Source organism: Streptosporangium sp. NBC_01469 (assembly GCF_036227305.1).
GTDB lineage: Bacteria > Actinomycetota > Actinomycetes > Streptosporangiales > Streptosporangiaceae > Streptosporangium.
In genome coordinates this window covers 3,921,250-3,947,675 of the sequence record NZ_CP109465.1, presented here as the reverse complement: position 1 = coordinate 3,947,675, position 26,426 = coordinate 3,921,250, and the positions used below count along the sequence as shown (strand labels likewise).

Below are 26,426 nucleotides of genomic sequence, written 5' to 3'. Positions count from 1 at the left end.
CCGGCCGCCTGGGGGATCGATGATGTGTCTTTTCCCAAGGACGGCGAGGAGTCGACGGGGGTGGCCGCGAAGCATTCCTCTTTCCCTCCAGCGATATACGCCGGTGCCGACGGTGGACGTGCGGTGTGGTTCTGGTGTTGCCGACGGGGATGGACAGACACCGCGCCGGGCCTCGGCCATATCCAAGGGTAAGGCCATCCGCGAAACAGGCGTCCGAGGCGCCGGTCGAAGAGGGGAACGAAGGGGCGATTTTCGGGAAACCTCTTGGCCGTGACCGGGGCATATGAAACAGTGCATCTCCAAAGGGAGTTTTTCCTGTGGCGGCCATAGCAAGACGCATCGTGCCATCCAGCGTGGTGTCCAGAAAAGGAAAATGTTTCTTTTTCTCTTGATCACGTTTGTTTCCCGTGATAGCCCTTAGGCAAGATCACTATCCGTGCGGCCGACAACCACCTCGATCCGGGCCGTCGGAAACCGCCGCGGGAGAGTGGTCAGGTCCTCTTCGTTGATGACCGCGTTCTCAACGAGGTGTCGGTTTTCTTAATAGTGGGTGCTCCGTGCCCGCTGATCGCCCTGGAGGGTGCGTGCCGAAACGCGATCGACGCCGGTTCATCACCGCCGGTATTGCCGCCGCTATTTTCTTCCCTATGCTGGTCCTATCGGGAAACAGCGCTCAGGCCGCACCGGCGACGAGCCGGTCGGCGCTTCACGACTCTCCTGAAACCCAGGGGTCCTCTGCTCGGGCACCCATGGACCCACCCACGAGTGACCCCGCTCGTTCTTCGGTCGAACCGGCTCGGCGAGACAGCCTGTTACCCGATGGCTGGCGCGCCTCCAAGGATGTCGCCGTCACCACGGCCGGTGACGCGACGGGGTTCCACGTGCTCGCCGCGGAGGCCGGAGAGGGGTACCAGTGGCGTACCGTCGCCACGCTCAGCGAGCCGGGCATGGAGACCGACCAGTGGGTGGGCAACGCCTGCCTGACCGGGTCCGGACGTAACGTCGTCGCGGTTTACGCACCGCGGCACTTCACCAACCGCTCGTGGCTGTTCGCCCGGGGAGCCTTCGCGGCCGTCATCGACCTCACGACCGGCGCGGTCACCAAGCTCAAGGACCAGGTGTCACTGGCCTACTTCAATCCGGGCTGCGGCTCGGGGGACAGCGTCGCCCTCACGCAGGGAACCATCGAGGAGCGCAATTCCACACGGTTGCTCGTTGTGGACACCGGGGCCAAACGGCTGACGAGAACCATCACCGTTCCCGGCCAGGTCACCTCCGCGATTCCGGTGGGGGAGACGGTGGTGGCGGCTACCGGCCACCGGCTCGTCGAGGTGGCGCCGGGCGGAGGACTCAAGACGCTCGCCACGACCGGCTCCCTGCCTTTCGATCTTCGCCCCACCGCCGACGGCGGTGTCGCCTTCGCTGAACACGCCGACGGTGTGGTCAAGATCAAGCAGTACCAGCAGGAGTCGACGCGCGAGCTGGCCTCTGGACGCCTGGGCGAACTGTCGATCCGTTCGGGCGTACAAGGCCGGGTCTTCCTCGTCGGCAAGGCCCGACAGCGGCACGTCCTGCCACGGGAGGTTTCCCTGCTGGACGCCCCTCCGGGAGCCGGCGTCTCGTCCGAAGGGGGGCTGCTGATCAAGACCGTGGCGCGACGTGGGCTGCGCGAGGGGCGGCAGGGCGACCCCGCCGACACCGGTATCGCCGGAACGGGGGCGGATGTCTCCGGACCGGAAACCGTGGATGTGGCCGCGAGGGTCACCGCCACCGGCGCGGAGCTCGGCTTCGAGGTGAACCCGGAAGCCCGGCCGGCGTCCAAGTCCGCCAGTGGACGGCTGGCGAACCCCCGGTTGGCGCGCGTCGGTCTGACCGTCAAGTCCGACGCCACGGCGGCCGCCACCGGGACGGTCGACCAGGGGTACACGTGTGCCGTGCCGCGTAACGATCCCAAGATCCAGGTGTACCAGCCGCACTGGCGCCAGGTGGAGTGGGCCGTCGACCAGCTGGTCTTCAAAGACCGGCTGGACGTGGCCCGTTCGGCGAACTGGAAGGGCTCCGGGGTTCCGGCCTGGAATCCCCAGGACCTCTTCCCCGCGCCGGACCTCGCAGGCGGTGGCCGAATCCCGGTGTCGGTCATGTTCGGCATCCTGGCCCAGGAGTCGAATCTGTGGCAGGCCCAGCGCAACGTGCTGGAAGGCGAGACGGGCAATCCGCTGGTCGGCAACTACTACGGCCTCAACCTGTACGACGACAATCCGGCCAACGACTGGGAGGTCGACTTCTCCAAGGCCGACTGCGGCTATGGCATCACCCAGCAGACCGACAACATGCGCAAGACGGGGTCCGCCTGGGATGCCGACAAGCAGCGGCGCGTGGCGCTGGACTACGTGACCAACATCGCCGCGGGTATGCAGACCCTGGCCTCCAAGTGGAACGAGGTCTGGACCGACACCGCCGGTCAGGCGAAGGTCAACAACGGTGACCCGTCGAAGATCGAGAACTGGTATCTCGCGATCTGGGCCTACAACTCCGGATGGCACCCCAAGTCCGCCGCGTGGGGTAACGACGACAAGGGCCAGCCGAACAACGGAGCCTGGGGGGTGGGATGGACGAACAATCCCGCCAACGGTGACTACCGCCCGGGGCGTTTCGCGTTCCTGGACAACAACAGCTACGCGGACGCCGCGCACCCGCAGGACTGGCCCTACCAGGAGAAGGTCCTGGGGTGGGCGGCGTGGCCGATCGCCAAGACCTACTACAACGCCGCCCAGCAGAAATGGCTTACCGAGGGTGGCTACAACTATGCCTGGTGGAACAGCGAGACCGATCGCGCCAGGATCGTGCCGAACGCTGTGAATTCCAACGCGGTCGATGTCAACGCCTTCTGTGTCCCGCCCTCGGCGGGAGGTGACAACCACAACAACTGCCAGCCGCCCAATCCTCCGGGGCTCAATGTCGCCGGCACCTGCCTGCGGCAGGACTACAAGTGCTGGTGGCATCTGCCCAAGGCATGGAAAACCTGCCCTTCGCAGTGCGGGAACGAGGCGTATCTCCGCTACGACGCGACGTGGTACAACCGGGAACGGGAGGAGCCTACTGACCATCTGGCACCGTGCCTGACCCCGGGACTTCCTCCGAAGACGGGTGACACCACCAACGTTTTCATCGTCGACGACGTGCCCGATTCCGCTCCCGCGATCCGGGGGGCTGCGACAACTCCGGCTGGGCCAACTCCGGCACGCTCTCGTTCGAGTTCGGCCAGGACGCCTCGGGGAAAGTGCCGGCCAGAGCGGACTTCCAGCAACTCGGCAACGGGTTCGGCGGTCATGAGTGGTTCGGCTATACCCGCACCGCCGGCCGCAACGGCGACGTGATGAAGGTGACCGGCACCTGGGAGCTCGACCGGGCCGTCAACGGGTGGGCCCGAGTGCTGGTCCACATTCCGAAACGGCGGGCCGAGACCCAGCAGGCCCCCTACACCGTCTACCTCGGCGGCGGCCAGTCCGAGACGCGGTATCTCTCCCAGGGGAGGGAGCAGAGCGCCTGGCACAACCTCGGCGTCTTCCAGTTCGCCGGAACGCCCAAGGTGTCGCTGACCAACCTGAACCTGGAGGGCGACGGTACGGCGGCGATCGCCTGGGACGCCATCGCCTTCCAGACCCTCGCGAAGAGGCCGAAGCACTTCGTCGTCGGCATGGGCGACTCCTTCGCGTCGGGGGAGGGAGCCGGAAACTACTATCCCGAGACCGACATGGGTTACAAGAGCGTCAGGTGGAACGCCTGCCGCCGGAGCAAGGACGCCTGGATAAGGCAGGCCGTCCTGCCGGGCGAGACACAGACCGTCGGCCAACTCGCCGACTCCTTCGACCCGAAGATGGATTTCGCGTTCGTGGCCTGCTCCGGTGCGATCACCCGGGACATGACAACGCGGGAGTACCAGTACACCGCCGATCCGCTCGGCGACTGGCCGGACTATCGAGGAGACGCTGAGGGCAGATTCAGAGAGGTGGCCCAGATGGAAAGCGGGTTCCTCAACAAGAACACCACGCTGGTCGCCCTTTCGATAGGCGGAAACGACGCGAAATTCAGTAGCATCATCGTCAACTGCTATGTCTTCTCCTGTTACAGTGCCAATTACGAGAATGACATCAAGGCCGATATAGCGCATGCGGTGAGGGACCGGATGGAGAGCGGGGTCCAGGCCAATGTAAAGGATATCCTCTATCGGGTCGAGGCTAAGGTGGAAAACGCTGCACCAGGACGAGGCAAGAAGGCGAAAATAGCCCTAATGGGATATCCCGAGATCGCCGGCGCTGGAACGTCGTGTCCGGAGTTCGACGATCAGGCGAAGGGAATGTTCCAGCGGCTTAGCCAGCATTTCGCGACCGAGGAGGCTGGCATGGTCCAGACGCTCAAAGCCGGCGGCCTGGAGGTATCCTTCGCCAACCCGCTGCCCGCGTTCCAGGGTCATGGCGCGTGTATAGACTCCAACTTCCCCGGGGACAAGTGGATACACTACGTCAATTTCACCAAAACCGGCCCGGGTGACTTCCAGGATGTCGGGGACGGCTGCGTCGCGGAGTGGTTCCAATGTGCGAGCCGCACTTCCATCCATCCGAACATAGATGGTGCCCGAGCACACGCCACCGTTTTTGAGGAACACCTGGAGAATTCGGCAGTGAATTACACCGGATGGTAAAGTAGGCCGGTGCCGGTGCGGGACACCCCGCACCGGCACTTTCCGGCGCGGCCGGTCGGCATGCGGGTGAGGTGGACGGTGGACGACGATGCGAAGATCCCGGAAATCGACAGGAGACTGCGCGGATGTCTGTTCGTCGCCTCGGCGATCGCCATCCTGTTCGTGCTGGGGCCGCCGCTTGCCTACTACTTCTACAACCGGAGTTTGACCAGCGCGGCCGAACGGCTGATACTGAAGGTCACCACCGTGTTCGCCGACCGGGTTATCGCCGGTGGGAACATCGACGAGTCGTCGATCCGGCGAATCGACGACTCCATCGCCGAGGTGTCCGTGTTCTCGTCGATCCGGACCTCCACGACCCTCGTCGTGTCGACGAACGCGTCCTCCAGTCGGCAGACGCTCCTTGGAACGAGCCCGTTCGTCCGCTGCCACACGGTGTCGTTCGCCATGATCCATTCCGCCCGTCCACGCTATTCGATCGAGCCGCTTCCTGGCTGCGCTTACGAGGTCGACTAGCTGCACTGACCTGAGAGGTTAGGTACGCGGCTGGCGGGTGGTTGGCCGTTGAGTGCGGTGTGGCCGCGGTGGTGATTGTAGGTGTGGAGCCAGTGCGGCAGTGCTTGTCGGCGTTCGGTTTCTGATGTGTAGGGCTGGGCGTAGGCCCATTCCTCCAGCAGGGTGCGGTTGAAGCGTTCGACTTTGCCGTTGGTCGGGGGCCGGTAGGGGCGGGTGCGTTTGTGGGTGATGCCGGCTGCGGCCAGGGTGTCGCGCCACGGGTGGGAGCGGTAGCAGGAGCCGTTGTCGGTAAGCACTCGGGTGATGGTGATGCCGCAACTGGTGAAGTAGGTCTGGGCTCGGTGCCAGAAGGCGGCGGCGGTTTCCTTGGTCTCATCGGCCAGGATTTCGCTGTAGGCCAGGCGGGAGTGGTCGTCGACGGCGTTGTGCAGGTAGCTGTAGCCGAGGTTGGGGCGGCCGTGGGTGGTGCGCGGGCGGGCGGGGTCGCGATGGGCGGAGCTGTCGCGGCCTCCGGTGGCGCGGCCGTGGATCTTGTGGCCGCCGCCGTCGGGGATGTTGCCGAGCTTTTTGATGTCGACGTGGATCAGATCGCCGGGCGTGTTGTGTTCATAGCGGCGGATGGAGCGGCCGGTGGCACGATCCAGGTGCGACAGGCGGGCCAGTCGGTAGCGGACCAGTACGCGGTGCACGGTTGAGGGATTCAGGCCGAGTAGGTAGGCGATGCGGGCCGGTCCCCAGCGGCGTGCCAGGCGGACCTTGATGATGCGCGTTCGGTGCGGGTGGGGGTACGGCGCGGGCTGTGGTGGGGGCGTGAGGAGCGGTCGGTCATGCCTGCCCGGCCGTAGCGGCGGTAGCGGCTTGCCCAGCGCTGGGCGGTGGTAACCGCGACCTGGAAGCGTTCGGCGGCGCGTCGCAGCGGCCAGCCGTCCTCTACGACACACCTGGCCAGGCGAAGCCTGCCCGTCTCGGTCAAGGGCGCGTTACGGTGGGACACGAGGGCCTCCGGGAACTCGGTGTAGACGTCGCAATCCACACCGAACCCGTAGGCCCTTCCTATTTCAACATCATCGGGCTCGTGTCGCCCCCGTACTCAACCTCTGTGGTCAGTACACCTAGACGAGTAAGTCCTAAGGCTGAGAACGGGTGGGCGAGATGTGCCGACTGATGAGCCCACCCGTGGAGCGCGTCCGTGGTGGGCCGGGCGTCGCCCACCCAGGCTGCGCCTCACGACAGACGAACCTGCCCTCGGCGCCAGAGCGCAAGCGACGAAGGGTGTCGAGGATCGATGTGTGACCAACGACCTCAACACCCTTCTGACCGCACTCTACGTCAAGATCGATGACTGGCTCGGCGCTCCCGGCAGCAGCGACTCGATGACCGCCCACGGCTTCAGCCGCGCCACCCGCTGCTCCTCTCACCGTCGCCACAGCGAGAGATCAAAGCACAGCAGAGCTCATTTTGTTAGGCGCTCCAAGCCCCGCGAACCGGTTCTGGGTCGGGGGCGTCGATCAGGAGTTTGGCGACGGCGTCGCCGATGTCGGCGGGGTTCCAGCGGGTGTTCCGGTCGGCGCGGGGGCCGTGCCGCCAGCCGTCGGCGAGGGAGACGAGCCCGCCCTCGACCTCGAAGACCCTGCCGGTGACGTGCCGGGACTCGGCCGAGCCGAGCCACGCCACCAGGGGCGCGATGTTGGCCGGGTGCGTGGCGTCGAAGCCGCCCCTGGGCTTGGCCTTCGCAGCTTCGGAGTCGGGCGAGGCCGTCGCGGCGAGGGCCTCCTCGGTCATCCGGGTGCGGGCGGCCGGGACGATCGTGTTCACCGTGACGCCGTAGCGGCCGAACTCCGCGGCGGCGGTCTGGCCGAGTGCCACCACGCCCGCCGTGGCCGCGGAGTGGTTGCCCTGGCCGACGCCGCCGAACAGCCCGGCCCCGGAGGAGGTGTTGATCACCCGGGCGTCCACCGGGTCGCCCGCCTCCGACCGCTCCCGCCAGTGGGCGCCCGCGTGCCGCAGCGGCAGGAAGTGGCCCTTGAGGTGGACCCGGATCACGTCGTCCCACTCCTGCTCGGTCATCGAGACGAGCGTCCGGTCACGGACGAACCCGGCGTTGTTCACCAGCACGTCCAGCCGGCCGAAGGCGCTCAGCGCCATCTTGACCAGGCGGGCCGCGCCGTCCCACTCGGTGACGTCGTCGCTGTTGGCCACGGCCCGGCCGCCCAGGTCGCGGATCTCCTCGACCACCTCCAGGGCGGGGCCGGCGGAGCGCCCGTCGCCCTCGCGTCCGGTGCCGAGGTCGTTGACCACGACCCTGGCCCCCTGCCTGGCGAACTCCAGGGCGTGCTCCCTGCCGATGCCGCGCCCGGCGCCGGTCACGACCACCACACGCCCGTCACAGATCCCGCCCATGCAGGTCCCCTTTCGCCTCGATCATGCAGAGTTTCCCGGTTGTTCACCTTTCATGTCTAGATGCGACCCTGCATCGACGCGGTGAAGCCGTGAGGGGGCCCGAGGCGTCAGTTCACGGTGAGGCCGCGGGCGGCGAGGATCATGGCGGCCTGGGTGGGGTTGATGACCGCTCCGCGCAGCGACCTGAGCCGGGTGTCGTCGACCTCGCCGAGGTCGGCACCGCGCAGGTCCGCCTTGGTGAAGACCGTCTCGACGGTGCGGGCGCCGATCAGGCGGCAGTCGTCGAACACGGTCTTGGTGAAGTCGCAGCCCGACAGGTTGGCGTCGTCGAAGCGGACGCCCCGCAGGTGGAGACCTCGGAACGAGCAACCGGTGAGGTCGGCCAGCGCCAGGTTGGAACCGCCGAACCGGTAGCCGGTGCCCCGGCAGGCGGACAGCACCGCGCCGATCATGCGGCAACCGGTGAAGGTGACGTCGGTGAGCAGGGCCAGCTCGAAGCGCGCGCCCGACAGGTCGACGTCGGTGAAGGCCGCGTCGACGAGCTCGGCGTTCGCGAACCTGAGCCCCGCTCCCCCGCCGCCGGAGAAACGCGCTCCGTCCAGGTCCGCACGGCGGAAGTCGGCCCGCTCCAGCACGCACTTCTCGAACGTGGCCTCGACCAGCGACGCCCCGGTGAAATCCGCGCCGGTGAGGTCGCACTCCCTGAACACGTAGGGCCCGTCACCGGTCAGATGATCGCCGAGCGAGAGCCCCGCCAGATCGACGCCGTGGATCTCCCGCTGGTCCGCCAGCAACTGTGCCGCATTCATCCCGCGATTCAAGCAGTCCGCCCCGACAGAATCCTCACCGCCGTACCCCGTAAAACCGCTGGGCTCCGGAAAGCCGCCGTACGCCGAGAAACCGCCGTACGCCAGGAGACCGCCGTACCCGGGGAGAGGGCCACCGGTCAGGCGGTGCCCGTGTCCCCGGCGAGGAGTTCGGCGGCGGCCTGGCCGCAGACGCGAGAGGCCCCGTGGGTGGCGATGTGGACGGCGCCGAGGTCGGAGCGGCCGGGCAGCCCCATCTCGACCACGACCGCGTCGGCGCGGGCGGCCAGGAGGTGCCGGAGCGCGTCGGCCTGCCAGGGGTGGCGGTGCGCGTCGCGGACGACGATGACCAGGGGGCGCTCGGCCGCCGCGGCGAGCACGGCCTCGATGGCGCCTCCGGTGGCGGTGGAGGCGGCCAGCCGGGTGACCGTGGTACCGGGGAGGAGCTTGCCGAGCGGCTCGCCGACGCCCCACGGGGTGTCCTTCTCGATGGCGAGGTTCATCTCGGGGGCGAGCTCGACGACGTGCGGCGGGGCGGGCAGGGGGAACACCGCGCTCGCGGAGCGGCGGGTGATCCGCAGGGCCCGCCGGGCGGCGGCCAGGCCGATCGACGGGTCTCCGGGGCGGCCGGAGGCGTCGGAGCGCGAGAGCGCGCTCCGGGGGGTGGTCGTGGCCCAGAGGGCGAGTTCGCAGACGCGCCGGGAGGCGTCGGCGAGCCGCTCCTCGGAGAGCCTGCCCTCGATCACGGCGTCCACGATCGCGTCGCGGATCCCGATCGCGGTCTCCTCCCCCGCGTGCTCGCCGCCCACGCAGATCGCGTCGGCGCCCCCGGCGACGGCGAGGACGGAGGCCCCGCCGATGCCGTACGGGCCGGAGACGGCGGCCATCTCGATGCCGTCGGTGACGATGACGCCCTCGAAGCCCAGCTCGACCCTGAGCAGGTCGTGCAGGACCGGACGGCTGAGGGTGGCGGGCATCGCGGGGTCCAGGGCGGAGACGAGCAGGTGCCCGGTCATGACCGTGCGCACCCCCTGCTCGACGGCCGCGCGGAAGGGCCGCAGCGCCACGTCGCGCAGTTCCGCGGGGGTGGCGGCGACGAGCGGCACGCCGTGGTGGGAGTCGACCGAGGTGTCACCGTGGCCGGGGAAGTGCTTGGCGCAGGCGGCCACTCCCGCCGACTGCATGCCCCGGATCCAGGCGGCGGTGTGCCGGGCGACGAGGTCGGGGTCCGCGCCGAAGGAGCGCAGGCCGATGACCGGGTTGTCGGGGTTGGAGTTCACGTCGGCCGAGGGGGCGAAGTTGAGGTTGACCCCCGCCAGGGCCAGGTCGCGGCCGAGGTCGGCGGCGAGTTCCTCGGTGAGTTCGACGTCGTCGACCACGCCGAGGGCGAAGTTGCCGGGCCGGGTGCTCCCGCCCGCGGCCTCCAGGCGGGTGACCTCGCCGGACTCCTCGTCGATGCCGATCAGGACCTGGGGGTTCTCCCCGCGGAGCGCGGCCGTGAGATCGGCGACCTGGGAGGGGGTGGCGATGTTCCTGGAGAAGAGCACCACCCCGGCCAGTCCCTCGCCGAGCCGGCGCCGGATCCAGTCGGGCGGGGACTTGCCCTCGAAGCCGGGAAAGACGACCGTCTCCGCCAGACGGAGCAGCTCTGGGCCGCGCTTCATTCACCCCTCCTCGCCTGACGGCCGGTCGGCGTTCCTGCCGAAGACGCGCAGACACCACGTTGTCACCGGACCCCTGAGGGAAAGCGCTCCCACAGCGGCTCTGCGCAAATCTAATAGGAAAGTTTCCTAATTGCTAGTGGGCTGACCATAGGCCTTTGACTCAGGATTTTGCGGATCGGCACGATGGACGAGCCGAAGGCCCGCTGATAGGGAGCCGGGAAACGAGGCGTCTCCGCGTACGGCGAGAACCGCCACCGCCCGTCCGGAAGACGAATCCGCCGCCGACGTCGGCGAATCCGCCCGCGCGGCACCGGGCACGGGTCGCCGACCGGCCGTCGCCCGGCACGGGTCTCGGCTCCGGCGGCCACCCGGAGTACGGGCCGCGCCGGACGACGCGCGCCTCGCTCACCGTCCGGCCCCTCCGCGTCCGCCCGGCGGGAAGGTAGCAAGCATTTGGTCACGATGGAAAACAGGGATGAGCTGGCGCGTTCCGGTGAACAAGCGATTGCGCAAGGGCTCATAATGGGGACGTGAACACGCGAAAGAACTCCGGCGGCGCGACCACGACCCCGGTCAGGCGCCAGGGCGGGACCAAGCGCGCGGCCACATCCGGCCCCGCCTCAGAGCGCCGCGACCACCTCGTCAAGCTCGCCGCCGAGCTCTTCGCCCGCAAGGGCTTCCAGGCGACGACCGTCCGGGAGATCGCGGAGGAGGCGGGCATCCTGTCCGGAAGCCTCTACCACCACTTCGACTCCAAGGAGACGATCGTCGACGAGGTGCTGACCACCTTCCTCGACGACCTCGTCGGCCGCTACCGCGCCGCCCTGGACCAGAACGGCGACCCCCGCACGATCCTCTCAGAGATGGTGCGCATCGGGTTCAGCACGCTGGAGCCCCACCGCGCGGCGATCACCGTCATGCAGAACGACTGGAACTATCTGAGGTCACTGCCCGGCGACCGCTTCGACTACCTGGTCAGGGCCGAGGAGGAGGTCGAGCGCATGTGGGTCGGGCAGATCAAGCTCGGCCAGGCCGACGGCCTGTTCCGCGCCGACGTCGACCCCAAGCTCACCTACCGCATGATCCGCGACACCATCTGGGTGACGGTTCGCTGGTTCCGCCCGGGGGGCCGTCTCAACACCACCGGCCTCGCCGAGCACTACATCACCGTCCTGTTCGACGGCCTGGCGACCGGCGAGCGGAGTAGCCAAAAGGCATGACGCCCGCCGAACCCGGCGCGGCGAGCGGCGCGGCCTGTGAGAATCAAGCATCCGCGAAGCGAACGGGAAGTGGTGGGCGAGCGTGGAGATCCTGCAGAAGGCCGTACGAATGGCGCTCACCGACGTGGCCGACCCCGCCAAGGCCCCGGTCATGCAGGCCTACATGAAGTCGGCGATGCCGTTCCTCGGCGTGCAGGCCGCGCCCCGCCGCGCCGCGCTGAAGCAGGTCTTCGCCGACTATCCCGTCGACGCGGCGCCCGCGTGGCGGGAGGCGACGCTGACCCTGTGGCGCGGCGCCGAATACCGCGAGGAGCGCTACGCGGCGATCGAGCTGACCGGCTTCCGCCTCTATCGCGCCTTCCAGACGCTCGACGCGCTGCCGATGTACGAGGAGATGATCGTCACCGGAGCCTGGTGGGACTACGTCGACGAGCTCGCCGTCCACCGCGTCGGCGGCCTGCTCTCGGCCTTCCCCGACACCATGCGCCCCCTCATGCTCCGCTGGGCCCGCGGCACCGACCTGTGGAAGCGCCGTACGGCCATCCTCAGCCAGAACCGCTTCAAGTCCGCCACCGACACCGGCCTGCTGTACGCCTGCATCGAGCCGAGCCTGTCCGACAACGACTTCTTCGCCCGCAAGGCGATCGGCTGGGCCCTGCGCGAGTACGCCAAGACGAACCCCGGCGAGGTCGTCCGCTACGTCGACCACACCCGGATCAGCGGCCTGAGCCGCCGCGAGGCCCTGAAGAACCTCCCGGTCACGTAGCCGGAGCCGGAGCCACACCTCCGGCCGCACCGTGGCGCGAGGCGGGGCGAGGCGGGTGAAGATGTCGCGTGATCGCCGCGTCCTCGTGCCCGCGTCCGTGGCCGGCGGGAACCCGACGGACGCGGACGCCCCCGGGCGGGAGCAGGGTGCTCCCGCCCGGGGGCGTCCAGCTGCGGGGTTGTCCGGCTGCGGGGTTAGAAGCGTCCGGTGGTGGCGGTGCAGCTGGGGTCGGTGGCGTTGTTCCGGTCGAAGACGAACGTGAACTGACCGAACAGGGCATAGCTGGTCGGCCAGCTCCGCCCGATGCCGGAGGAGCCGTTGCCGTTGCGGGCGTTGGTCGTGCTGAAGCTGTGCAGCCTCTCGTCGGGCACGTTGTTCCGGTCATGCCGGACCTGGCCGTTCACGTCGTTCGCCGTCGAGCCCGACTGCCCGTTGATGGTCCAGGTGTAGCTGGAGACGTTGTGGTTGCTGCCGGAGTTGGTGTACTCGATGCGGCCGGTCGCGCTGAGACCGCTCGTGCTGCAGCTGCCACTCGCCGTGGCCGCGCTGGCGCCGGTGGCGCTCGCCAGGATGCTGGCCGCGGCGAGCATCGACACCGCGGCGCTTCCGATGAGCTTCTTCATGATGCGTTCTCCTAAGCGAGAATTAGCCTTATTTCAGGTCGGTAGTGCATCGAACTAGGGAAAACGACTTTCTCCTCCTTTGCTCGGTGTCGCCGTACCCGGTCGGGTACGGAGGTCAGAGGGTCCTCTCGATGGAGCCGGCCGGCAGCCACTCGACCTCACCGGTGGGAGAGAGGAGCACCAGCTCTCCCTGAGGGGTGAACCGGGCCGCCATGACGCCGCTCCTCTCCCTGACGGTTCTCCCGCCGGGATCGAGCAGGGTGAAGGTGTCGCCGTCGGAGATCCCGATGGAGGGGCCGGTCGGATGGGCCGTGACGCCCGCCTCGGTCGCGAACTCGCGTCGCCAGGCGATACGGCCGTCCGGGCCGAGCCCGCGCACGGTGGTCGCGAATCCCCCCTGACCGTCCATCGACCGGGTGACGACCGCTGCCGCGCGGTCACCCGTGACGCACTCGCCCCTGTCGGCGATGGCGACGGCCACACACGCCTCCGCGACGGTCTTCGCCGCCGACGTGGACAACCGCCAGCCGTCCGCACCGCGGACGAACCTGAGCAGGTACGACGCGGGCTTCTCGGCTCGCCAGGGAAAGGCGAACCCGACGTTCCCGTCGGTGGACTCCACCCACTGGTAACCCCGGTGGCCTGCCTTCACCCGGTCCGTCCCACCGGGGCGGGCCACCCGGATCCAGGAGTGGCCGGAGCCGTCCGCCTCCTCCACCACCGCGTCGGTGACGGACCGGGCCGACAGCACGTGCGCGCGCTCGGCGGCCGAGACGGCGAACGGGCTCCGGCCCTTCCCCGTGAGCAGGAACGGCGCCATCGCCGGTCTCTCGTCGGCCGGGGTCTGGGAGACGGCCACGTCCGGGCATCGGGCCACGCAGGTCACGTTCGCCCCGGACTCGGCGCTCTCGCGATCCTGCCAGGCACGACCGCCCGACCTGAGGTGGCCGGACATCGCGCCGGTGGCGGGGTCGAAGAGCACCGCCCCCTCACCGGACGCAGCCATGATCCGCAGCGGCCGGCTCGTACCGGCTTCCCCGGCACCGGCCGTACAGCCGGAGACCAGCACCGCCACGAGGCCGAATATCCCGGCCCTTCTCGCCGCGACGCCCCCGTGGTTGCGGCCACCGCCTTCCCTCACGAATTCCCCCTTGGACAGTGACCCATTTGGTGAGTCGGCGGTAGCGGACGAAGGATGCGAAGTAGTCGGCTCGGCGTTCTCAATGGCTGTCCCGTCGTTCCCCGACCCCGGTGTCCGCCAGGTCGGGGAACCCCTGCCACCACACCGCATCAGGCCGATGGCTCAGGCTGTCCTCAGCCTCCGGCCCAAAGCGCGGATGACCACCACGAGTTCACAGCGGAAGGCACACGATCAGCAGAGGGCGATCCTCCGGTTACCGACCCAGAGGTCGCCGTTGGACTCGATGCTCACCGATGAGCCGGACACTCCCACGGTGTTGCTCGACCACACCCCGCGGTTGGAAGTGTTGTAGACGACGAAGTTCCCATCACCCTGATAGGTGGCCCGGTGACCGCTGGGGTTCGATCCGGCCGCCCAGCAGATGTGGCCGTTGGTCCGCTTCAATACTAGATTGCCGTCCGGCTGCATGATGAGCTGGACCGTGTAGCCCTCGCTCGTGATCACCCGGCTCAACCAGTCTCCCTTCTGCATCGTGTCGCCTTTTAATATGGCGTAACCCAAGTAATCTGCTCTGGCCGGGGATGTCGAGACCGATCCGACGGCCAGCATGACCGCGGCGACGAGCAGCGCCCGCCCGGCCACCGTGAGTTTTCCTGACATGAGGTCCTCCAACGAGACGAGCGGCCTCCGTGACCACGGAGTGCCATTTCCCTTGATTAAGCGCATACGCAGTTCAGCGCCTGGCTTCGATGACATTCGGCCTGCTGTGACCTGGGACGACACTTCACTTTGGGGCTGGTCGCACGGACCCGGGCGAGGCCCGTGAAGCTGCTCTTCTTTACGAATATCCCTTACTCACATAGAAGTATCGGCGATTCTTAGGCCACGTAGTTGACTTTGCATGCACGGACTCTTGCCCATTTGCGTCAACCGCGCTCAGGAGGCTTTTAGAAATCGTGATCCAGCGCGGCACGGTATTGGCACGCCGGGCTGCGTACTTCCGCGGCCGGAGGCGGCACCCTGACCGGCGCCCATATCCTGTCGCTCATGGCGATGCGGCACGCCTACGCCGACACCGCGCTCGGCCTGACCACCGTCGCCGACGCACAGCTCGACCAGGACGACCTCGACAGGGCCCGGACACGGCCCGGCGGTCCGTCGTCACCGCTCGGAAAAGGCCCGCCGCCCGGCTTCGGCATGGCCGGGCGCATGGCGAGGGCATGCGAGGCCGCTGAGATCGCTGAGGCCGCTTCCCCCGAAGTGCTCAAAATCCACCGGCGATGAATCCGCGCCGAGGCGGGCCGGAGGAGAGCGAGGGCAAGGGCGAGGGCGGTGCCGAACGGCACGGGGAACGCGGGCGGTACGAGCGGTGCGGGGCATGTCGAACGGGTCGTCGACCAGGCGGAAGGCCTCGGGGGAACGCGGACGGTACGAGCGGTGCGGGGCCCCGGCGGGGTGGGGTGCCGCCGGGGCCCCGGCGGGGGTTAGCTGATCTTGAAGGGGTCCCCGTAGACCTTCCAGGACAGCGGGGTGTTGAGGTCGAGGTTGCCGTTGTTGAGGAAGACGCGCTGGGCGGTGTCGACGCGGCTGGTGTCCTCGTGGGCCTCTTCGGCCTTCATCGCGACCTTGCGGGCGTCGAGGAAGGCGTGCAGATACTTCGTCTCGTCGCCGCCCTGCGCGGGGGGCTTCGCCTTCTTCAGGGCGTTCTTGCGGATCGCGCCGAAGCTCTGGGGGTCGGTGCCGCCGCCGTGCATGACGATGGCGTCGTAGTAGGCGAACTGCCCGAGGGCGCGCAGGCCGTCCTTCTTGGCCTGGTTGACCGCGGGGTTGAAGTAGACCCGGTCGCGCTCGTCGTTCTGGGCCTGCTGGAAGACCGTGTCCTTGGCTGCGGTGGCCCAGTCCCTGGTGTAGTTCGGGTCGAGGCCCTGGTGGGAGTCGGTGCCGTCGACCTTGCGCAGGGCGGGAAGATACTTGGCGAGCACGTTCCCCGGCTTGAGCTTGGCGTAGCGCTCGACGAGGTCGAGCATGTCCCCGGTGCCGGAGCAGAAGCCGATGATCCCGGCGGTGTAGCCCCGGCCGTCGTCGATGTCCTCGATGTACTTGTACTGCGCCTTCCAGTTCAGCGAGGAGTTCTCGGCGCTGGACACCAGCTGCATGGCGATGTCCTTCTTGCGCGGGTCGGTGAGGTCGACCGCGGCGGAGGACGCGAACAGCCCGGCGGGAGAGAACGACGCGGGCGGGAGCGTGGCGGCGTGCCCGGCGCCGGCGGGGGCGATCATGACCGGGACGGCGGTCGCGGCCGACGCCAGCAGGAAGCTCAGGGCACGGCGGCCGGAGCGGGGGTTCGACGAGAAGGGCACGTGTCTCTCCAGGGAAGGGGACGGAGGAACGCCCGGGGGCTCTTCTGGGGGAACCCCCTCGGAGGAGGGAGAGGTTCTGTGAAGGCCCTCCGGGAATGGAGCCGGGGACGGGGACGATCGCGGGCAGGGGCACGGGCGGAGGGGTGACCCCAGGTGAGGAAACCTGCACCGCTCGTTAGGAAACTTTCCTAACGAACCTACCCCTCAACCCTCCCCGCCCGTCAACCCGTTCGCGCCGATCGAACCTGAAGGCAGCCTTACGAAAGGCTCAAGCGACCCTGATCGAGGTGCCGTCGACAAGCGTGCCGTCAGCCCCCAACCCGCAGGATCATGCGCTCTGACGACGAACGCCTCGGCCCGGCGTAGTCGCCGTCCTCCGCCCGTTGTGGACGCGATCCACTGTCACGCAGAAGTATGATGGCTGTCAAACTTTGATGGAGGTCGTACTATTGGGTCCATGGGACGCACACCGCCGCATCCAGAGATGTCGCAGTTCGACCTCCAGCAGGTGCTGGAGGCGCTCGTCGATCCGGTACGCCGGAGCATCATCACGCAGCTCGACATCGCCGGCGAGGACATCAAGTGCGGCGATTTCGACATATCAGTCAGCAAGTCCACCGCCACCCACCACTTCAAGGTGCTGCGCGCGGCGGGCCTGATCCGGCAGTACTACGTCGGGACCTCGCGGATGAACTCCCTCCGCCGCACCGAGATGGACGAGGCGTTCCCGGGCCTGCTCGACGCCCTCATCACGCGCCCGGCCAGGGTGCGCTGACTCCCGCCCCGCCGGAGGACCGGGAGGGGTCGCCGGCCGAGAGGGGCGGCGAACGCGCCCGGCCGGTTCGGGTCGGCGGTGAATCACATCATCGAGAAGAAAGAAGGACACCGGCTTGACGAGGACATTCGTGGTCACAGGTGGCACCGACGGGATCGGCGCGGCCGTCAGCCGGGCGCTGTTCTCCAGGGGAGACCATGTCGTGGTGATCGGCAAGAACCCGGAGAAAGGTGATCGGCTCGTCCGGGAGGCGGCCGGAGCGCCGGGAAGCGTGACCTTCGTCCAGGCGGACCTCAGCCTCATGTCCAGCACCAGGCGTACCGTCGACGAGGTGGTCGAGGCCCATCCGAGAATCGACGGCCTTGTCCTGTGCGCGCGCTACTTCCGGACACACCGATCGGTCACCTCCGAGGGATTCGAGGACAACTTCGCGCTCTTCTACCTGAGCCGCGTCCTGTTCGGCTACGGACTGCGAGGCGCTCTCGAGAAGGCGGACAGGCCGGTCGTCGTCAACGTGGCGGGTCCGGGCCACGACACACCGATCGATTGGGAGGATCTGCAGGGGGCCAGGCGATACGACGGCGTGAACGCGATGTTCGTGACCGGACGGTACAACGACCTGCTCGGGGTCACGTTCGCCGAGCGCCACGGCGACGGCCCGGTCAGGTACGTGCTCTTCCATCCGGGAACGACGTCGACGAGCTTCGCCGGTGAGTTCGACGCCCCGACGGGGGCGTACATCGAACAGCAGAAGGCGCTGGCGAAACCCGCCACCGACGTCGTCCCCCCGATCCTCCGGCTTCTTGACGATCCTCCCGGGAAACCGCTCAGCGCGTTCAGCATGCACACCGAACTGAGCGTCCGGACCGGCCTGTTCTCCCCCGCGGCGGCGGCCCGCCTCGCGGACCTCACGGCGGAACTGATGGAGCCCGGCGGTCACACCCCTACTTGAGCGCGCCCGCGGTGAGGCCCTTCTGGATCTGGCTCTGGAAGAGCGTGTAGACGATCAGCATCGGCAGGATGGCCATGCTCAGCGCGGCGAACAGGGCCGACCAGTCGGCGTCGTAGCCCGCGGCCGTGGAGATGTCGGCGATGCCCTGGGTGAGCACCCACTTGTCCCGGTCGGAGTTGAGCAGGACGAGGGGCAGCTGGTACTGGTTCCACTGGCCGAGCACGTTGAAGATGGTCACGCTGACGATGCCCGGCTTGGCCATCGGCAGCATGATCTGGAAGAACACCCGGGCGTGCGAGGCCCCGTCCACGAAGGCCGCCTCGGCCACCGCTCCCGGCAGCGTCCTGAAGAAGGCCGCGAGGAAGAAGACGGTGAAGGGCAGCGAGTAGGCGATGTAGACCAGCACCAGCCCGCCGTGCGTGTTCAGGCCGATGAACGGGCCGATCACCGGGACCGTCCCCATGTTCTGCACGACGAAGAACAGCGGGGTCAGCGCCAGGTAGACCGGGAAGGCCAGGCCGGAGACGAACAGCAGATAGATCGCCCGGTTGCCCCGGAAGCGGTAACGGGCCAGCACGTACGCGGCCATCGAGCCGAACAGCATCGTGCCGAAGGTGCCGAAGGCCACCACGACGACGCTGTTGATCATGTACTGGCCGATGTGCGCCTGCTCCCAGGCGCGGGCCCAGTTGTCGAGGCGGAGGGAGGCCGGCAGCGACCAGGCGTCGCCGAAGATCTCGTCCTCGCTCTTCACCGACGCGAGGAACGTCCACACGATCGGCACGACGACCAGGACCGTCCAGACCAGCAGCGCGACGTGCGTCAGGGCCGACAGGGGCCCCAGGCGCCTCCTGCGCTCCTCGCGGGCGAGGGCCCTGCTCCGGGGAATCACGACGTCCGCCACTAGAACTCGATCCGCTCACGCCGCGACAGGCGCAGAGCCAGCGCCGCGAACCCGATGGTGAAGAAGAACAGCACCACGCCCATCGCGGAGGCGTAGCCGAACTTGAAGTACTGGAAGGCGGTGCGGTAGATCTCCGCCGCCATCACGGTCGTGGAGTGGTCGGGGCCGCCGTGCTCGGCCGTCATCACCCACACGATGGCGAAGACGTCCAGCGCCGCGATGCCGAGATAGACCCAGCCGACCTGGATGGTGTCCCACAGCAGCGGCAGCGTGACCCGCAGGAACAGCTGCGGCCCCCCGGCGCCGTCGATCGCCGCCGCCTCGAACAGGTCGCGCGGGATGGAGGCGATGCCCGCGGAGAAGAGCACGACGTAGAAGCCGACCGCCTGCCAGACCAGCACCGCGAGGATCGACCAGAACGCGACGTCGGTGTCGGACAGGAAGCCGACCGGCTCGAACCCCAGGGCGATGAGCGGCGCGTTGAGCATGCCGCTGCGGTCGGGCCTGAAGACCTGCTGGAACAGCACGGCGACCACGGCGACGGCCAGCACCTGGGGGAAGAAGAACACCACGCGGTAGAACTTCGACCCCCAGATACCCCCGGTGCCGCCCCGCCCGCCCGCGTTGAGCAGGAAGGCGAAGAAGAGCGCGATGCCGAGCGTGAGGATCGGCATCAGAACCAGCAGGACGAGGTTGTGGCTGACCGCCTGCCAGAACACGTTGTCGGCCAGGAGCCGCTGGAAGTTCTCCAGCCCCACGAGGCGCGGGGTCGCGTTCACCCCGCGCCAGTCGGTGAACGCGATGTAGAAGGCCTGCGCGTATGGCGCGATCACGTAGATCAGGTAGAGCGCCACCGGGATCGCGAGGAAGCTCGCGACGAACCGTGTCCTGCCGTGGTCCATGGCGGGCTTACCGTTCCCTCTGCGACTCGCCGCCGGCCGTCGTCGTCCCGCCGTGGCTCATGACCCGGTCACCGTTCCCCGGGCGGCTCGCCGTCCCGTCCCGCCGTGCCTCGTGACCGGCCGACCGTCCCCCGGACGCCCCACCGCGTGCCGCCGTCATCGGCTGAACTTCTTCACCGAGGAGTCCTTCTTGATGGCGTCGGCCTTGCCCTGTGCCCGGTCCGCCCACTGGTCGACGGTGAGCTTGCCGCTCATGAGCTGCCCGGTCGCGGCGGCCACCTCGTCGTGCAGTTCGACGTACCACTTGCGGAACAGGAACCAGACGGCGTTGTCTCCCGCCGCGTCCAGCGCGGCCGAGGCGCTCTTCAGGCCGGGCTTGAGCGTACGGCCCTCGTCGGCGCCCCTGACGACCGTGAGCGTGGAGACCAGCTCCATGAACTTGCCCGCGCCCTCCTTGGAGAGCATGGCGCGCATGTACTCCATGCCCGCGCGGGGGTTCGCCGACTTCGCCGGGACGACGTACTCCTCGCCCGGCTGGGCGTGCAGGGTGCCGTACGGGAGGGCGTCGGAGGAGCCGAAGTCGGGGAGCGCGAACATCGCGTAGTCGAAGTCGGCCGGGGTGGAGTCCTTCTGCTCGTTCTCCAGCCAGGAGCCGCAGGGCAGCATCGCGACCTGGCCCTTGTTGTGCGCGGTCTGGGTCTGCACGTGGTCGAGCCCGGCGGTGCCCTGGAGCAGGTACTTCGACCCGAGCTCGACGAAGGCCCCCGCGGCCTGCCTGACCGGCTCGGCCTTCCAGGCGCCGTCCTGGAGGTTGTCGATGTTCTTCAGCACGTCCTTGCCGCCGATCTTCGCGGCGAGCGTGAGGATGGCCTCGTAGATGTAGTACGGGTGCTTGCCCGCGTAGGTGAAGGGCGCCATTTTGCCCGACTTCTTGATGGTCTCGCACAGGGCCAGGAAGTCGGCCCAGGTCTTGGGGACCTGCCAGCCCTCGGCCTCGAAGAGCTTGCGCGAGTACCAGATGCCCCAGACGGTGTTGGCGTAGTTGAGGACGTACGGCTTGCCGTCGTAGCTGCCCAGCTCGATCGCGTTCGGGTCGATCGTGTCGCGCACCTTGACGGCGGGGTCGTCCCAGCTCGGCGCGTCGTACAGCGGCGTGAGGTCGGCGAGCTGGCCGTCCTGGACCAGGGCGCCGAAGTCCATCGCGTTGGCGCCGGAGTTGTTGACGAACTCCGGCGGGTCGCCGCCGGCGAAGCGCGGCTGGAGGGTCTTGGCGACCTCCTTGGTGGCGTTGTGTTTGATCTCCAGCTTGGGGTACTTGGCCTTGAGCAGCGGCTCGTGGACGTTCGTGGCGTAGGCGTCGCCGAAACCGCCGTCGAAGATCCAGACCTCCAGGGGCTTGTTCTCGGCGAAGCCGAGCGGGTTGGCCGCGCTGGTGGCCCCGACGACGGGTGCCGGGGAGGCGGCGCCGCCGTTGCCCGCGGGGGTGGCGCACGCGGACAGGACCGGCAGGGTGAGGCCGGCCAGGGCCGCGCTGCGCAGAAGCTCACGCCTGGATAGCTGGGTCATGCTTCCTCCTGGAAGTGGCCTGGGAGTGGAAGGCGGTGGTCAGGCACCTCGCCGGATCCTTCCGGCGTAGCGGTTCTCAAGCGTGCGGTTGTGCTCGTCGCCGCCGGTCACGTTGGCGGAGCGGTAGATCGGCGGGGTCAGGCCCGCCTCGGTCAGGCCGCGCACCACCTCGGCCACGACCATCTGGGCCAGCAGCGCCGACGTGATCGTGGACACCGCCCCGAACGTGCCGCCGTCCTGGAGCGGGAGGACCGCGTCGCCGTACGGGGCGCGGTTGTCGAGCACCACGTCGGCGAGGTCGAGCAGCTTGCGGCCCGAGGGGTGGCGGGAGGTCATCGCGGTGCTGTGCTGCACCGACGTCAGGGCGATCAGGTCGTGCCCGTGCTCCTTGACGATCGAGGCCAGCTCGACCACCGACCCGTTCACCCCGGAGCTGGAGATCAGCACGAACACGTCCGGCGGCCGGACGGGAGCCAGGTCGTAGATCCGCCGGGCGACCGAGGGGTCGCGCTCCAGCTCACCGGGGGCGCCGAGGAGGGTGCCGACCGGGGCGTCCCCGTACAGGACGACGTCGCGCAGGGCCAGGCGGTTGCTGGGCACCAGGCCGCCCGCGCGCCCGGCGATCTCCATCGCGATCGCCTCGGAGTGCCCGGAGCCGAACGCCTGGATCACGCCGCCGCCGCGCAGGGACGCGACGATCAGCGCCGCCGCGGCCCCCACCGCGTCCGTCTGGGTCCTGGAGACCTCGTCCACCAGGGCCTTGACCTCGTGAACGTACTCGGAAGCACCGATCTCCACGGTCAGCTCCTCTCCACGCGATGGCTCTCCAGAGCCCGGATCGTCAGCTCGAAGGCCTCGTTGGTCTGCTCGTAGGTGCGCTGCGCGACCGCGACGTAGACCGTGTCGAGGACGAAGAGCTGGGAGTGGACGGCGGCCAGGCCGCCGAGCCTGAAGGTGGTCTCGCGGCTCGCGGTGGTCAGCACCAGGTCGGCCAGCTCGGCCAGCGGGGAGCGGGCGAAGGAGGTGACCGCGACGGTCAGCGCGCCCCGGTCCCCGGCCTCGCCGAGGGACTCCAGCACCTCGCGGGTACGGCCCTGGTGGGAGATGCCGATCGCGACGTCGCCCTCGCCGAGCAGCGCGGCGTCGGCGAGCGCCTCGTGCGCGTCGGCGTGGCTCCAGCAGGGGACCCGGATGCGGCGCAGCCGCCCGCCCATCATCACGGCCACCGCCCCGCTGGTGGAGACCCCGAAGATGAGGACGCGGCGGGCCTCGACGATGGCCTCGGCGACCGTGGCGACCGTGCCCGCGTCCAGTTGGGCCGCGGTCTCCTGGATGAGCCGGGAGTCGGCGGCGGCCATCACGCCGATCGCCGCGTCGAGCGGGTCGGTGGGGCCGATCTCGTGACCCACCCCCGCGTCCCAGTTGGCCTGCGCGGCACGCCCGTTCTCCGTGGCCAGCGCGACCCGCAGCCCGGCGTACCCGGCGAAGCCGAACACCCGGCAGAAGCGGGTCACCGTGGCGGGCGAGCTGCCGCTCCGCTCGGCCAGCGTGATGATCGTGGATCGCGCCGCCTCGGCTGGGTCGGCCAGGATCGCCTCCCCCACCCGGCGCAGCGCCTCGGGCAGCGTGGGTGTCTCGGTCTGTATGCGTCCGAGTGCACCTGCGGCCACAAGCATTCCTTTCACTGGAAGTCATCTGGGTGAAAATTATTCTCAAGTCAAGCTCGCGTCAAGGCCGTCAGTGGCACAGTTGGGGACACGATGCCTGTGGCGCCGGGGCTTCGGAGGAAAATTCCGACAACCTCCGGCGCCTTTCAAGCGTCGTTCCTAACAGAGGTTCCAGAAAAGGAGCCGCCTGACGGAGGCGAACCCCACGATGACTCGACGTCCGGCCGACACGCCGCACCACGTTTCCAGCGCGCACGTCCACGACGAGCTGGCCGCCCGGCGTGCCCGGCGCGCCTGGGACCAGAGATTGCGCAACGACCCGCACATCCGGCTGCTGGAGCGCGAGCACGGCATCCGCTTCACCGTCGAGGAGCTCCAGGCCGCGGACCGGCAGGCCCAGGAGCTGCTGGCACCGCTCCGCCAGGAGCCGCCCGTCGACGAGGAGACGCGCTCCCTGCAGCTGCTCGTCTGGCGCCGCCTGGGCCCGAAGGGGTTCCAGGGGTTCATGCAGGAGCTGGAGGAGATGGAGGCCGAGCTGTCCAGGGCACGGCACGACGGCTGGGGCGAGATCAGCTAGGTCCTCCCCGCTCCGACCGGCCCCCGCGCCCGCGCCCGCCGTCGCGATCTCACCATCACGGTGACGCGACCACCCCCGGGCAGGCGCCCGCCGTCGCGATCTCACCGTCACGGTGACGCGACCACCCCCCGGGCAGGCGCCCGCCGGTTCCGTCCGCGTAAAGTGGGCGGAGATCCACCGTCACGTGTTAGGCGACCATGCTTCACCAGCGACTCCAGCCCTCCACGCCTTACGCCGCCCTGGTCTTCGACTGCGACGGGACCCTCGTCGACACCGCCTCCGCCAACGAGAGCGCCTGGCGGACCGCGCTGGCCGGGTGGCAGGTGGACCTCGACCCCGCGTGGTACCGGGCCCGTACGGGCCTGTCGGCCGACCGCCTGCTGGCCGAGCTGGAGACCGAGACCGGAGCCGAGTTCGACTACCAGGCGGTGCGCGCGGCGGCGCTCGACGCCTACCAGTGGCTGATCCACACGGTCACCCCGCACCAGCCGGTCAGCGCGGTCGCCGAGGCGCACCGGGGGCGGGTGCCGATGGCCGTGGCCTCGGGAGGCGCCCGCCAGGCCGTGGAGGAGACCCTGCGCGTCACCGGCCTGCGCCCCCTCTTCGACACCGTGGTCACCAGGGACGACGTCCGCTACGGCAAGCCGGCCCCCGACGTCTACCTCCTCGCCGCGCGTCTCCTCGGCGTCGCCCCGTACGCCTGCGTCGCCTACGAGGACACCGACGAGGGAGTGGACTCCGCCCTCGCCGCGGGGATGACCGTCATCGACGTCCGCCCCTCACTGCGCTAGGCGCGTCCCGGCTCACGGCCTCCGCGTTGGCTATCTGTACTATCCAATGATGCGGATATCCGAGCTCAGCGCCGCATCGGGCGTACCCATCCCGACGATCAAGTACTACCTGCGCGAGGGCCTGCTTCCCGCCGGGGAGCAGACCTCGGCCACCAGGGCGCGGTACGGCGAGGAGCACGTGCGCAGGCTGCGGCTGATCCGGGCGCTGCTGGAGGTCGGGCGGCTGTCCATCGCCTCCATCGGCAAGGTGATGGCCGCCGTCGACGACGAGAACCTGGACCTGCACCACGTCCTCGGCACCGCGCAGTACGCCCTCGCGCCCGCGGTCGAGCCGCAGGCGTCCGGCGAGGAGTGGGCGCGTGCCCGCGCCGAGGCCGACACCATGATCACCGATCTCGGCTGGCGGGTCGACCCCGATGCCCCGGCCCGCGACGAGCTGGCCCAGGCCATCATCACCCTCGGCCGGCTCGGCATGCCCGCCGGCGGCGAGGCCCTGCGGCCCTACGCCGACGCCGCCCTGCGACTCGTGACCGAGCACGAGATCGGCGCCATCCCGCTCGACGGCCCCCGCGAGGCCGCGGTCGAGGCGATGGTCCTCGGCACCGTCGTGCACGGCAGGGTTCTCGACATCATGCGGCGGCTCGCCCACGAGTCGGTCTCGGCCGGCGTCTTCGGCACCCGTCCCCACATGGGACAAAAGTGATGAAAACCCACTAGAGCAATAATCCATTTCACCTGTGACGAATGTCTCCATCGTTCCAATCGTCCCGCGAAAGGGCAGCTCACAGCCCTGAAACCGCGTGTGTGCGGATTTCAATACAGCCACTGCCTGCTCATATAGGCCTGGGTAACACCCTGTTCACACACGGGCAACAGTTGCGAAATCGCGACTTGCGAATCTTTGAGAGCAGCAGATCCCTCCATCCTCAAGGACTCCGCCGATGAGCTTCAAGGCCGAATACATCTGGATCGACGGCACTCAGCCGACCGCCAAGCTTCGCTCCAAGACCAGGGTTATGGCGGACGGTGCGGAGCTCCCGATCTGGGGCTTCGACGGGTCCAGCACCAACCAGGCCGACGGCTCCTCCTCGGACCGCGTCCTCAAGCCGGTCTTCACCTGCCCGGACCCGATCCGCGGCGGCAGCAACGTGCTGGTGCTGTGCGAGGTGCTCGACATCGACATGACCCCGCACTCCAGCAACGCCCGCGCCGCCCTCGTCGAGGTCGCCGAGAAGTACGCCGACCAGGAGTCGTGGTTCGGCATCGAGCAGGAGTACACCTTCTTCAAGGAGGGCCGCCCGCTCGGCTTCCCGATCGGCGGCTTCCCCGCCCCGCAGGGCGGCTACTACTGCGGCGTCGGCGCCGACGAGGTCTTCGGCCGCGAGATCGTCGAGAAGCACCTCGACTACTGCATCGAGGCGGGCCTGGCCATCTCCGGCATCAACGCCGAGGTCATGCCGGGCCAGTGGGAGTTCCAGATCGGCCCGGCCGGTCCCGTCGAGGCCTCCGACCACATGTGGATCGCCCGCTGGCTGCTCTACCGCACCGCGGAGGACTTCAACGTCGGCGCCACCCTGGACGCCAAGCCGGTGAAGGGTGACTGGAACGGCGCGGGCGCGCACACCAACTTCTCCACCAAGGCGATGCGCGAGGACTACGACCCGATCATCACCGCCTGCGAGGCCCTCGCCGCGAACGCCCTGGAGCACGTCAAGCACTACGGCGCCGGCATCGAGGAGCGCCTCACCGGCCTGCACGAGACCGCCCCCTGGAACGAGTTCAGCTACGGCGTCTCCGACCGCGGCGCCTCGGTCCGCATCCCGTGGCAGGTCGAGGTGGAGAAGAAGGGCTACATCGAGGACCGGCGTCCGAACGCCAACATCGACCCCTACCTGGTCACCCGCCTCATCGTGAACACCTGCTGCTCCGCGCTGGAGAAGGCCGACCAGGTCTGATCCGGCCGACAGACTCGAAGGCCGCGAACGCCCTGCCGGGGGCGTCCGCGGCCTTCGGCGTTCCGCCCCCGCCCCCCACCCCCCTGCCCCCGACCACCTGCGCCTCCGTCCACCCACCCCTCCGCCCGCCCGCCCGCGC

Annotated in this window: 24 protein-coding genes and 1 pseudogene; 12 read left to right on the top strand and 13 right to left on the bottom strand. The window is 68.8% G+C overall.

Translation table 11 applies throughout. The features are described from left to right. The first annotated feature begins 749 nt into the window (after positions 1 to 749). The 3 genes from OG587_RS17735 to OG587_RS17725 are packed head-to-tail and all read left to right on the top strand — an operon-like array spanning position 750 to position 5,218. Positions 750 to 3,377 (top strand): hypothetical protein, encoded by a 2,628-nt coding sequence (locus OG587_RS17735; RefSeq protein WP_329091639.1) that lies wholly within the window; start codon positions 750 to 752, stop codon positions 3,375 to 3,377. Next, positions 3,281 to 4,702: an SGNH/GDSL hydrolase family protein gene (locus OG587_RS17730; RefSeq protein WP_329091637.1), complete on the top strand. Its 1,422-nt coding sequence runs from the start codon at positions 3,281 to 3,283 to the stop codon at positions 4,700 to 4,702. Before OG587_RS17735 ends, OG587_RS17730 begins: the two co-directional genes overlap by 97 nt. A 9-nt stretch (positions 4,703 to 4,711) precedes the next feature. Next, entirely contained in the window at positions 4,712 to 5,218 is a 507-nt protein-coding gene (locus tag OG587_RS17725; protein ID WP_329091636.1) for a hypothetical protein, read from the top strand. Here OG587_RS17725 and OG587_RS17720 read toward each other — a convergent pair. From OG587_RS17720 to OG587_RS17705, 4 genes and pseudogenes are all read right to left on the bottom strand, one after another. Next, a pseudogene (locus tag OG587_RS17720) lies at positions 5,215 to 6,212 on the bottom strand (IS481 family transposase). The gene OG587_RS17725 and the pseudogene OG587_RS17720 sit on opposite strands and share 4 nt — an antisense overlap. Positions 6,213 to 6,679: 467 nt before the next feature. Then, positions 6,680 to 7,618 carry an SDR family oxidoreductase gene (locus OG587_RS17715; protein WP_329091635.1) on the bottom strand — a complete coding sequence of 313 codons (939 nt, stop codon included), beginning with the start codon at positions 7,616 to 7,618 and terminating at the stop codon, positions 6,680 to 6,682. A 107-nt stretch (positions 7,619 to 7,725) separates the two neighbouring features. Then, a complete protein-coding gene (locus OG587_RS17710; protein WP_329091634.1) occupies positions 7,726 to 8,427 on the bottom strand; it encodes a pentapeptide repeat-containing protein in 702 nt (233 codons plus the stop codon). A gap of 137 nt (positions 8,428 to 8,564) precedes the next feature. Continuing rightward, entirely contained in the window at positions 8,565 to 10,088 is a 1,524-nt protein-coding gene (locus OG587_RS17705; RefSeq protein WP_329091632.1) for a glycoside hydrolase family 3 protein, read from the bottom strand. A gap of 530 nt (positions 10,089 to 10,618) precedes the next feature. Between OG587_RS17705 and OG587_RS17700 the strand changes: the two genes are divergently transcribed. Together OG587_RS17700 and OG587_RS17695 are read left to right on the top strand one after the other, a co-directional pair. Then, positions 10,619 to 11,308, top strand: a complete 690-nt coding sequence (locus OG587_RS17700) for a TetR/AcrR family transcriptional regulator (RefSeq protein WP_329091630.1) — start codon at positions 10,619 to 10,621, stop codon at positions 11,306 to 11,308. A gap of 82 nt (positions 11,309 to 11,390) precedes the next feature. Continuing rightward, positions 11,391 to 12,074: a DNA alkylation repair protein gene (locus OG587_RS17695; protein WP_329091629.1), complete on the top strand. Its 684-nt coding sequence runs from the start codon at positions 11,391 to 11,393 to the stop codon at positions 12,072 to 12,074. Positions 12,075 to 12,268: 194 nt separating this feature from the next. Here the strand turns inward: OG587_RS17695 and OG587_RS17690 are convergent, their stop codons facing one another. The 3 genes from OG587_RS17690 to OG587_RS17680 all read right to left on the bottom strand — a co-directional run bounded on the left by OG587_RS17690 (position 12,269) and on the right by OG587_RS17680 (position 14,498). After that, a complete protein-coding gene (locus tag OG587_RS17690) occupies positions 12,269 to 12,697 on the bottom strand; it encodes a hypothetical protein (protein WP_329091628.1) in 429 nt (142 codons plus the stop codon). 115 nt (positions 12,698 to 12,812) lie between these two features. Beyond that, entirely contained in the window at positions 12,813 to 13,838 is a 1,026-nt protein-coding gene (locus tag OG587_RS17685; RefSeq protein ID WP_329091626.1) for a hypothetical protein, read from the bottom strand. Positions 13,839 to 14,069: 231 nt separating this feature from the next. Continuing rightward, a complete protein-coding gene (locus tag OG587_RS17680) occupies positions 14,070 to 14,498 on the bottom strand; it encodes a hypothetical protein (RefSeq protein ID WP_329091624.1) in 429 nt (142 codons plus the stop codon). A 387-nt stretch (positions 14,499 to 14,885) separates the two neighbouring features. Between OG587_RS17680 and OG587_RS17675 the strand changes: the two genes are divergently transcribed. Continuing rightward, the gene (locus OG587_RS17675) at positions 14,886 to 15,122 is read left to right on the top strand and encodes a hypothetical protein (protein WP_329091622.1); all 237 of its coding nucleotides are present in this window, start codon (positions 14,886 to 14,888) and stop codon (positions 15,120 to 15,122) included. 200 nt (positions 15,123 to 15,322) lie between these two features. Here the strand turns inward: OG587_RS17675 and OG587_RS17670 are convergent, their stop codons facing one another. After that, on the bottom strand, positions 15,323 to 16,198 hold the full coding sequence (locus OG587_RS17670; protein ID WP_329091620.1) for a chitosanase: 876 nt from the start codon (positions 16,196 to 16,198) through the stop codon (positions 15,323 to 15,325). Between the two features lie 457 nt (positions 16,199 to 16,655). On the opposite strand from OG587_RS17670, the gene OG587_RS17665 reads away from it, so the two are divergent. Both OG587_RS17665 and OG587_RS17660 read left to right on the top strand, forming a co-directional pair. Then, positions 16,656 to 16,973, top strand: a complete 318-nt coding sequence (locus tag OG587_RS17665; RefSeq protein ID WP_329091618.1) for an ArsR/SmtB family transcription factor — start codon at positions 16,656 to 16,658, stop codon at positions 16,971 to 16,973. 115 nt (positions 16,974 to 17,088) lie between these two features. Next, positions 17,089 to 17,925, top strand: a complete 837-nt coding sequence (locus OG587_RS17660; protein WP_329091617.1) for an SDR family NAD(P)-dependent oxidoreductase — start codon at positions 17,089 to 17,091, stop codon at positions 17,923 to 17,925. Here OG587_RS17660 and OG587_RS17655 read toward each other — a convergent pair. The 5 genes from OG587_RS17655 to OG587_RS17635 form a co-directional block, all read right to left on the bottom strand. Next, positions 17,918 to 18,829, bottom strand: a complete 912-nt coding sequence (locus OG587_RS17655; protein WP_329091615.1) for a carbohydrate ABC transporter permease — start codon at positions 18,827 to 18,829, stop codon at positions 17,918 to 17,920. The two genes, OG587_RS17660 and OG587_RS17655, sit on opposite strands and share 8 nt — an antisense overlap. Beyond that, complete coding sequence (locus tag OG587_RS17650) at positions 18,829 to 19,731, bottom strand: carbohydrate ABC transporter permease (RefSeq protein ID WP_329091614.1); 903 nt, start codon at positions 19,729 to 19,731, stop codon at positions 18,829 to 18,831. Before OG587_RS17650 ends, OG587_RS17655 begins: the two co-directional genes overlap by 1 nt. A 156-nt stretch (positions 19,732 to 19,887) precedes the next feature. Then, complete coding sequence (ngcE, locus tag OG587_RS17645; protein ID WP_329091612.1) at positions 19,888 to 21,297, bottom strand: N-acetylglucosamine/diacetylchitobiose ABC transporter substrate-binding protein; 1,410 nt, start codon at positions 21,295 to 21,297, stop codon at positions 19,888 to 19,890. A 39-nt stretch (positions 21,298 to 21,336) separates the two neighbouring features. Next, a complete protein-coding gene (locus OG587_RS17640; RefSeq protein ID WP_329091610.1) occupies positions 21,337 to 22,095 on the bottom strand; it encodes an SIS domain-containing protein in 759 nt (252 codons plus the stop codon). 2 nt (positions 22,096 to 22,097) lie between these two features. After that, a complete protein-coding gene (locus OG587_RS17635; RefSeq protein ID WP_329091608.1) occupies positions 22,098 to 22,973 on the bottom strand; it encodes a MurR/RpiR family transcriptional regulator in 876 nt (291 codons plus the stop codon). Between the two features lie 199 nt (positions 22,974 to 23,172). Between OG587_RS17635 and OG587_RS17630 the strand changes: the two genes are divergently transcribed. From OG587_RS17630 to glnII, 4 genes are all read left to right on the top strand, one after another. Continuing rightward, on the top strand, positions 23,173 to 23,541 hold the full coding sequence (locus OG587_RS17630) for a hypothetical protein (protein ID WP_329091606.1): 369 nt from the start codon (positions 23,173 to 23,175) through the stop codon (positions 23,539 to 23,541). A gap of 197 nt (positions 23,542 to 23,738) precedes the next feature. Next, positions 23,739 to 24,332: an HAD family hydrolase gene (locus OG587_RS17625; protein ID WP_329091604.1), complete on the top strand. Its 594-nt coding sequence runs from the start codon at positions 23,739 to 23,741 to the stop codon at positions 24,330 to 24,332. Positions 24,333 to 24,378: 46 nt separating this feature from the next. After that, complete coding sequence (locus tag OG587_RS17620; RefSeq protein ID WP_329091603.1) at positions 24,379 to 25,035, top strand: MerR family transcriptional regulator; 657 nt, start codon at positions 24,379 to 24,381, stop codon at positions 25,033 to 25,035. A gap of 238 nt (positions 25,036 to 25,273) precedes the next feature. Next, positions 25,274 to 26,287 (top strand): glutamine synthetase, encoded by a 1,014-nt coding sequence (glnII, locus tag OG587_RS17615; RefSeq protein WP_329091601.1) that lies wholly within the window; start codon positions 25,274 to 25,276, stop codon positions 26,285 to 26,287. The last annotated feature ends 139 nt before the right edge of the window (positions 26,288 to 26,426 follow it).

What these genes read in the sequence shown, in the direction of transcription:
- OG587_RS17735 (WP_329091639.1), top strand. Translation starts at nt 750, where the DNA reads ATGGACCCACCCACGAGTGACCCCGCTCGTTCTTCGGTCGAACCGGCT.
- OG587_RS17715 (WP_329091635.1), bottom strand. Translation starts at nt 7,618, where the DNA reads ATGGGCGGGATCTGTGACGGGCGTGTGGTGGTCGTGACCGGCGCCGGG.
- OG587_RS17710 (WP_329091634.1), bottom strand. Translation starts at nt 8,427, where the DNA reads ATGAATGCGGCACAGTTGCTGGCGGACCAGCGGGAGATCCACGGCGTC.
- OG587_RS17705 (WP_329091632.1), bottom strand. Translation starts at nt 10,088, where the DNA reads ATGAAGCGCGGCCCAGAGCTGCTCCGTCTGGCGGAGACGGTCGTCTTT.
- OG587_RS17690 (WP_329091628.1), bottom strand. Translation starts at nt 12,697, where the DNA reads ATGAAGAAGCTCATCGGAAGCGCCGCGGTGTCGATGCTCGCCGCGGCC.
- OG587_RS17680 (WP_329091624.1), bottom strand. Translation starts at nt 14,498, where the DNA reads ATGTCAGGAAAACTCACGGTGGCCGGGCGGGCGCTGCTCGTCGCCGCG.
- OG587_RS17675 (WP_329091622.1), top strand. Translation starts at nt 14,886, where the DNA reads ATGGCGATGCGGCACGCCTACGCCGACACCGCGCTCGGCCTGACCACC.
- OG587_RS17665 (WP_329091618.1), top strand. Translation starts at nt 16,656, where the DNA reads ATGGGACGCACACCGCCGCATCCAGAGATGTCGCAGTTCGACCTCCAG.
- OG587_RS17650 (WP_329091614.1), bottom strand. Translation starts at nt 19,731, where the DNA reads ATGGACCACGGCAGGACACGGTTCGTCGCGAGCTTCCTCGCGATCCCG.
- ngcE (WP_329091612.1), bottom strand. Translation starts at nt 21,297, where the DNA reads ATGACCCAGCTATCCAGGCGTGAGCTTCTGCGCAGCGCGGCCCTGGCC.
- OG587_RS17635 (WP_329091608.1), bottom strand. Translation starts at nt 22,973, where the DNA reads ATGCTTGTGGCCGCAGGTGCACTCGGACGCATACAGACCGAGACACCC.
- OG587_RS17630 (WP_329091606.1), top strand. Translation starts at nt 23,173, where the DNA reads ATGACTCGACGTCCGGCCGACACGCCGCACCACGTTTCCAGCGCGCAC.
- OG587_RS17625 (WP_329091604.1), top strand. Translation starts at nt 23,739, where the DNA reads ATGCTTCACCAGCGACTCCAGCCCTCCACGCCTTACGCCGCCCTGGTC.
- OG587_RS17620 (WP_329091603.1), top strand. Translation starts at nt 24,379, where the DNA reads ATGATGCGGATATCCGAGCTCAGCGCCGCATCGGGCGTACCCATCCCG.
- glnII (WP_329091601.1), top strand. Translation starts at nt 25,274, where the DNA reads ATGAGCTTCAAGGCCGAATACATCTGGATCGACGGCACTCAGCCGACC.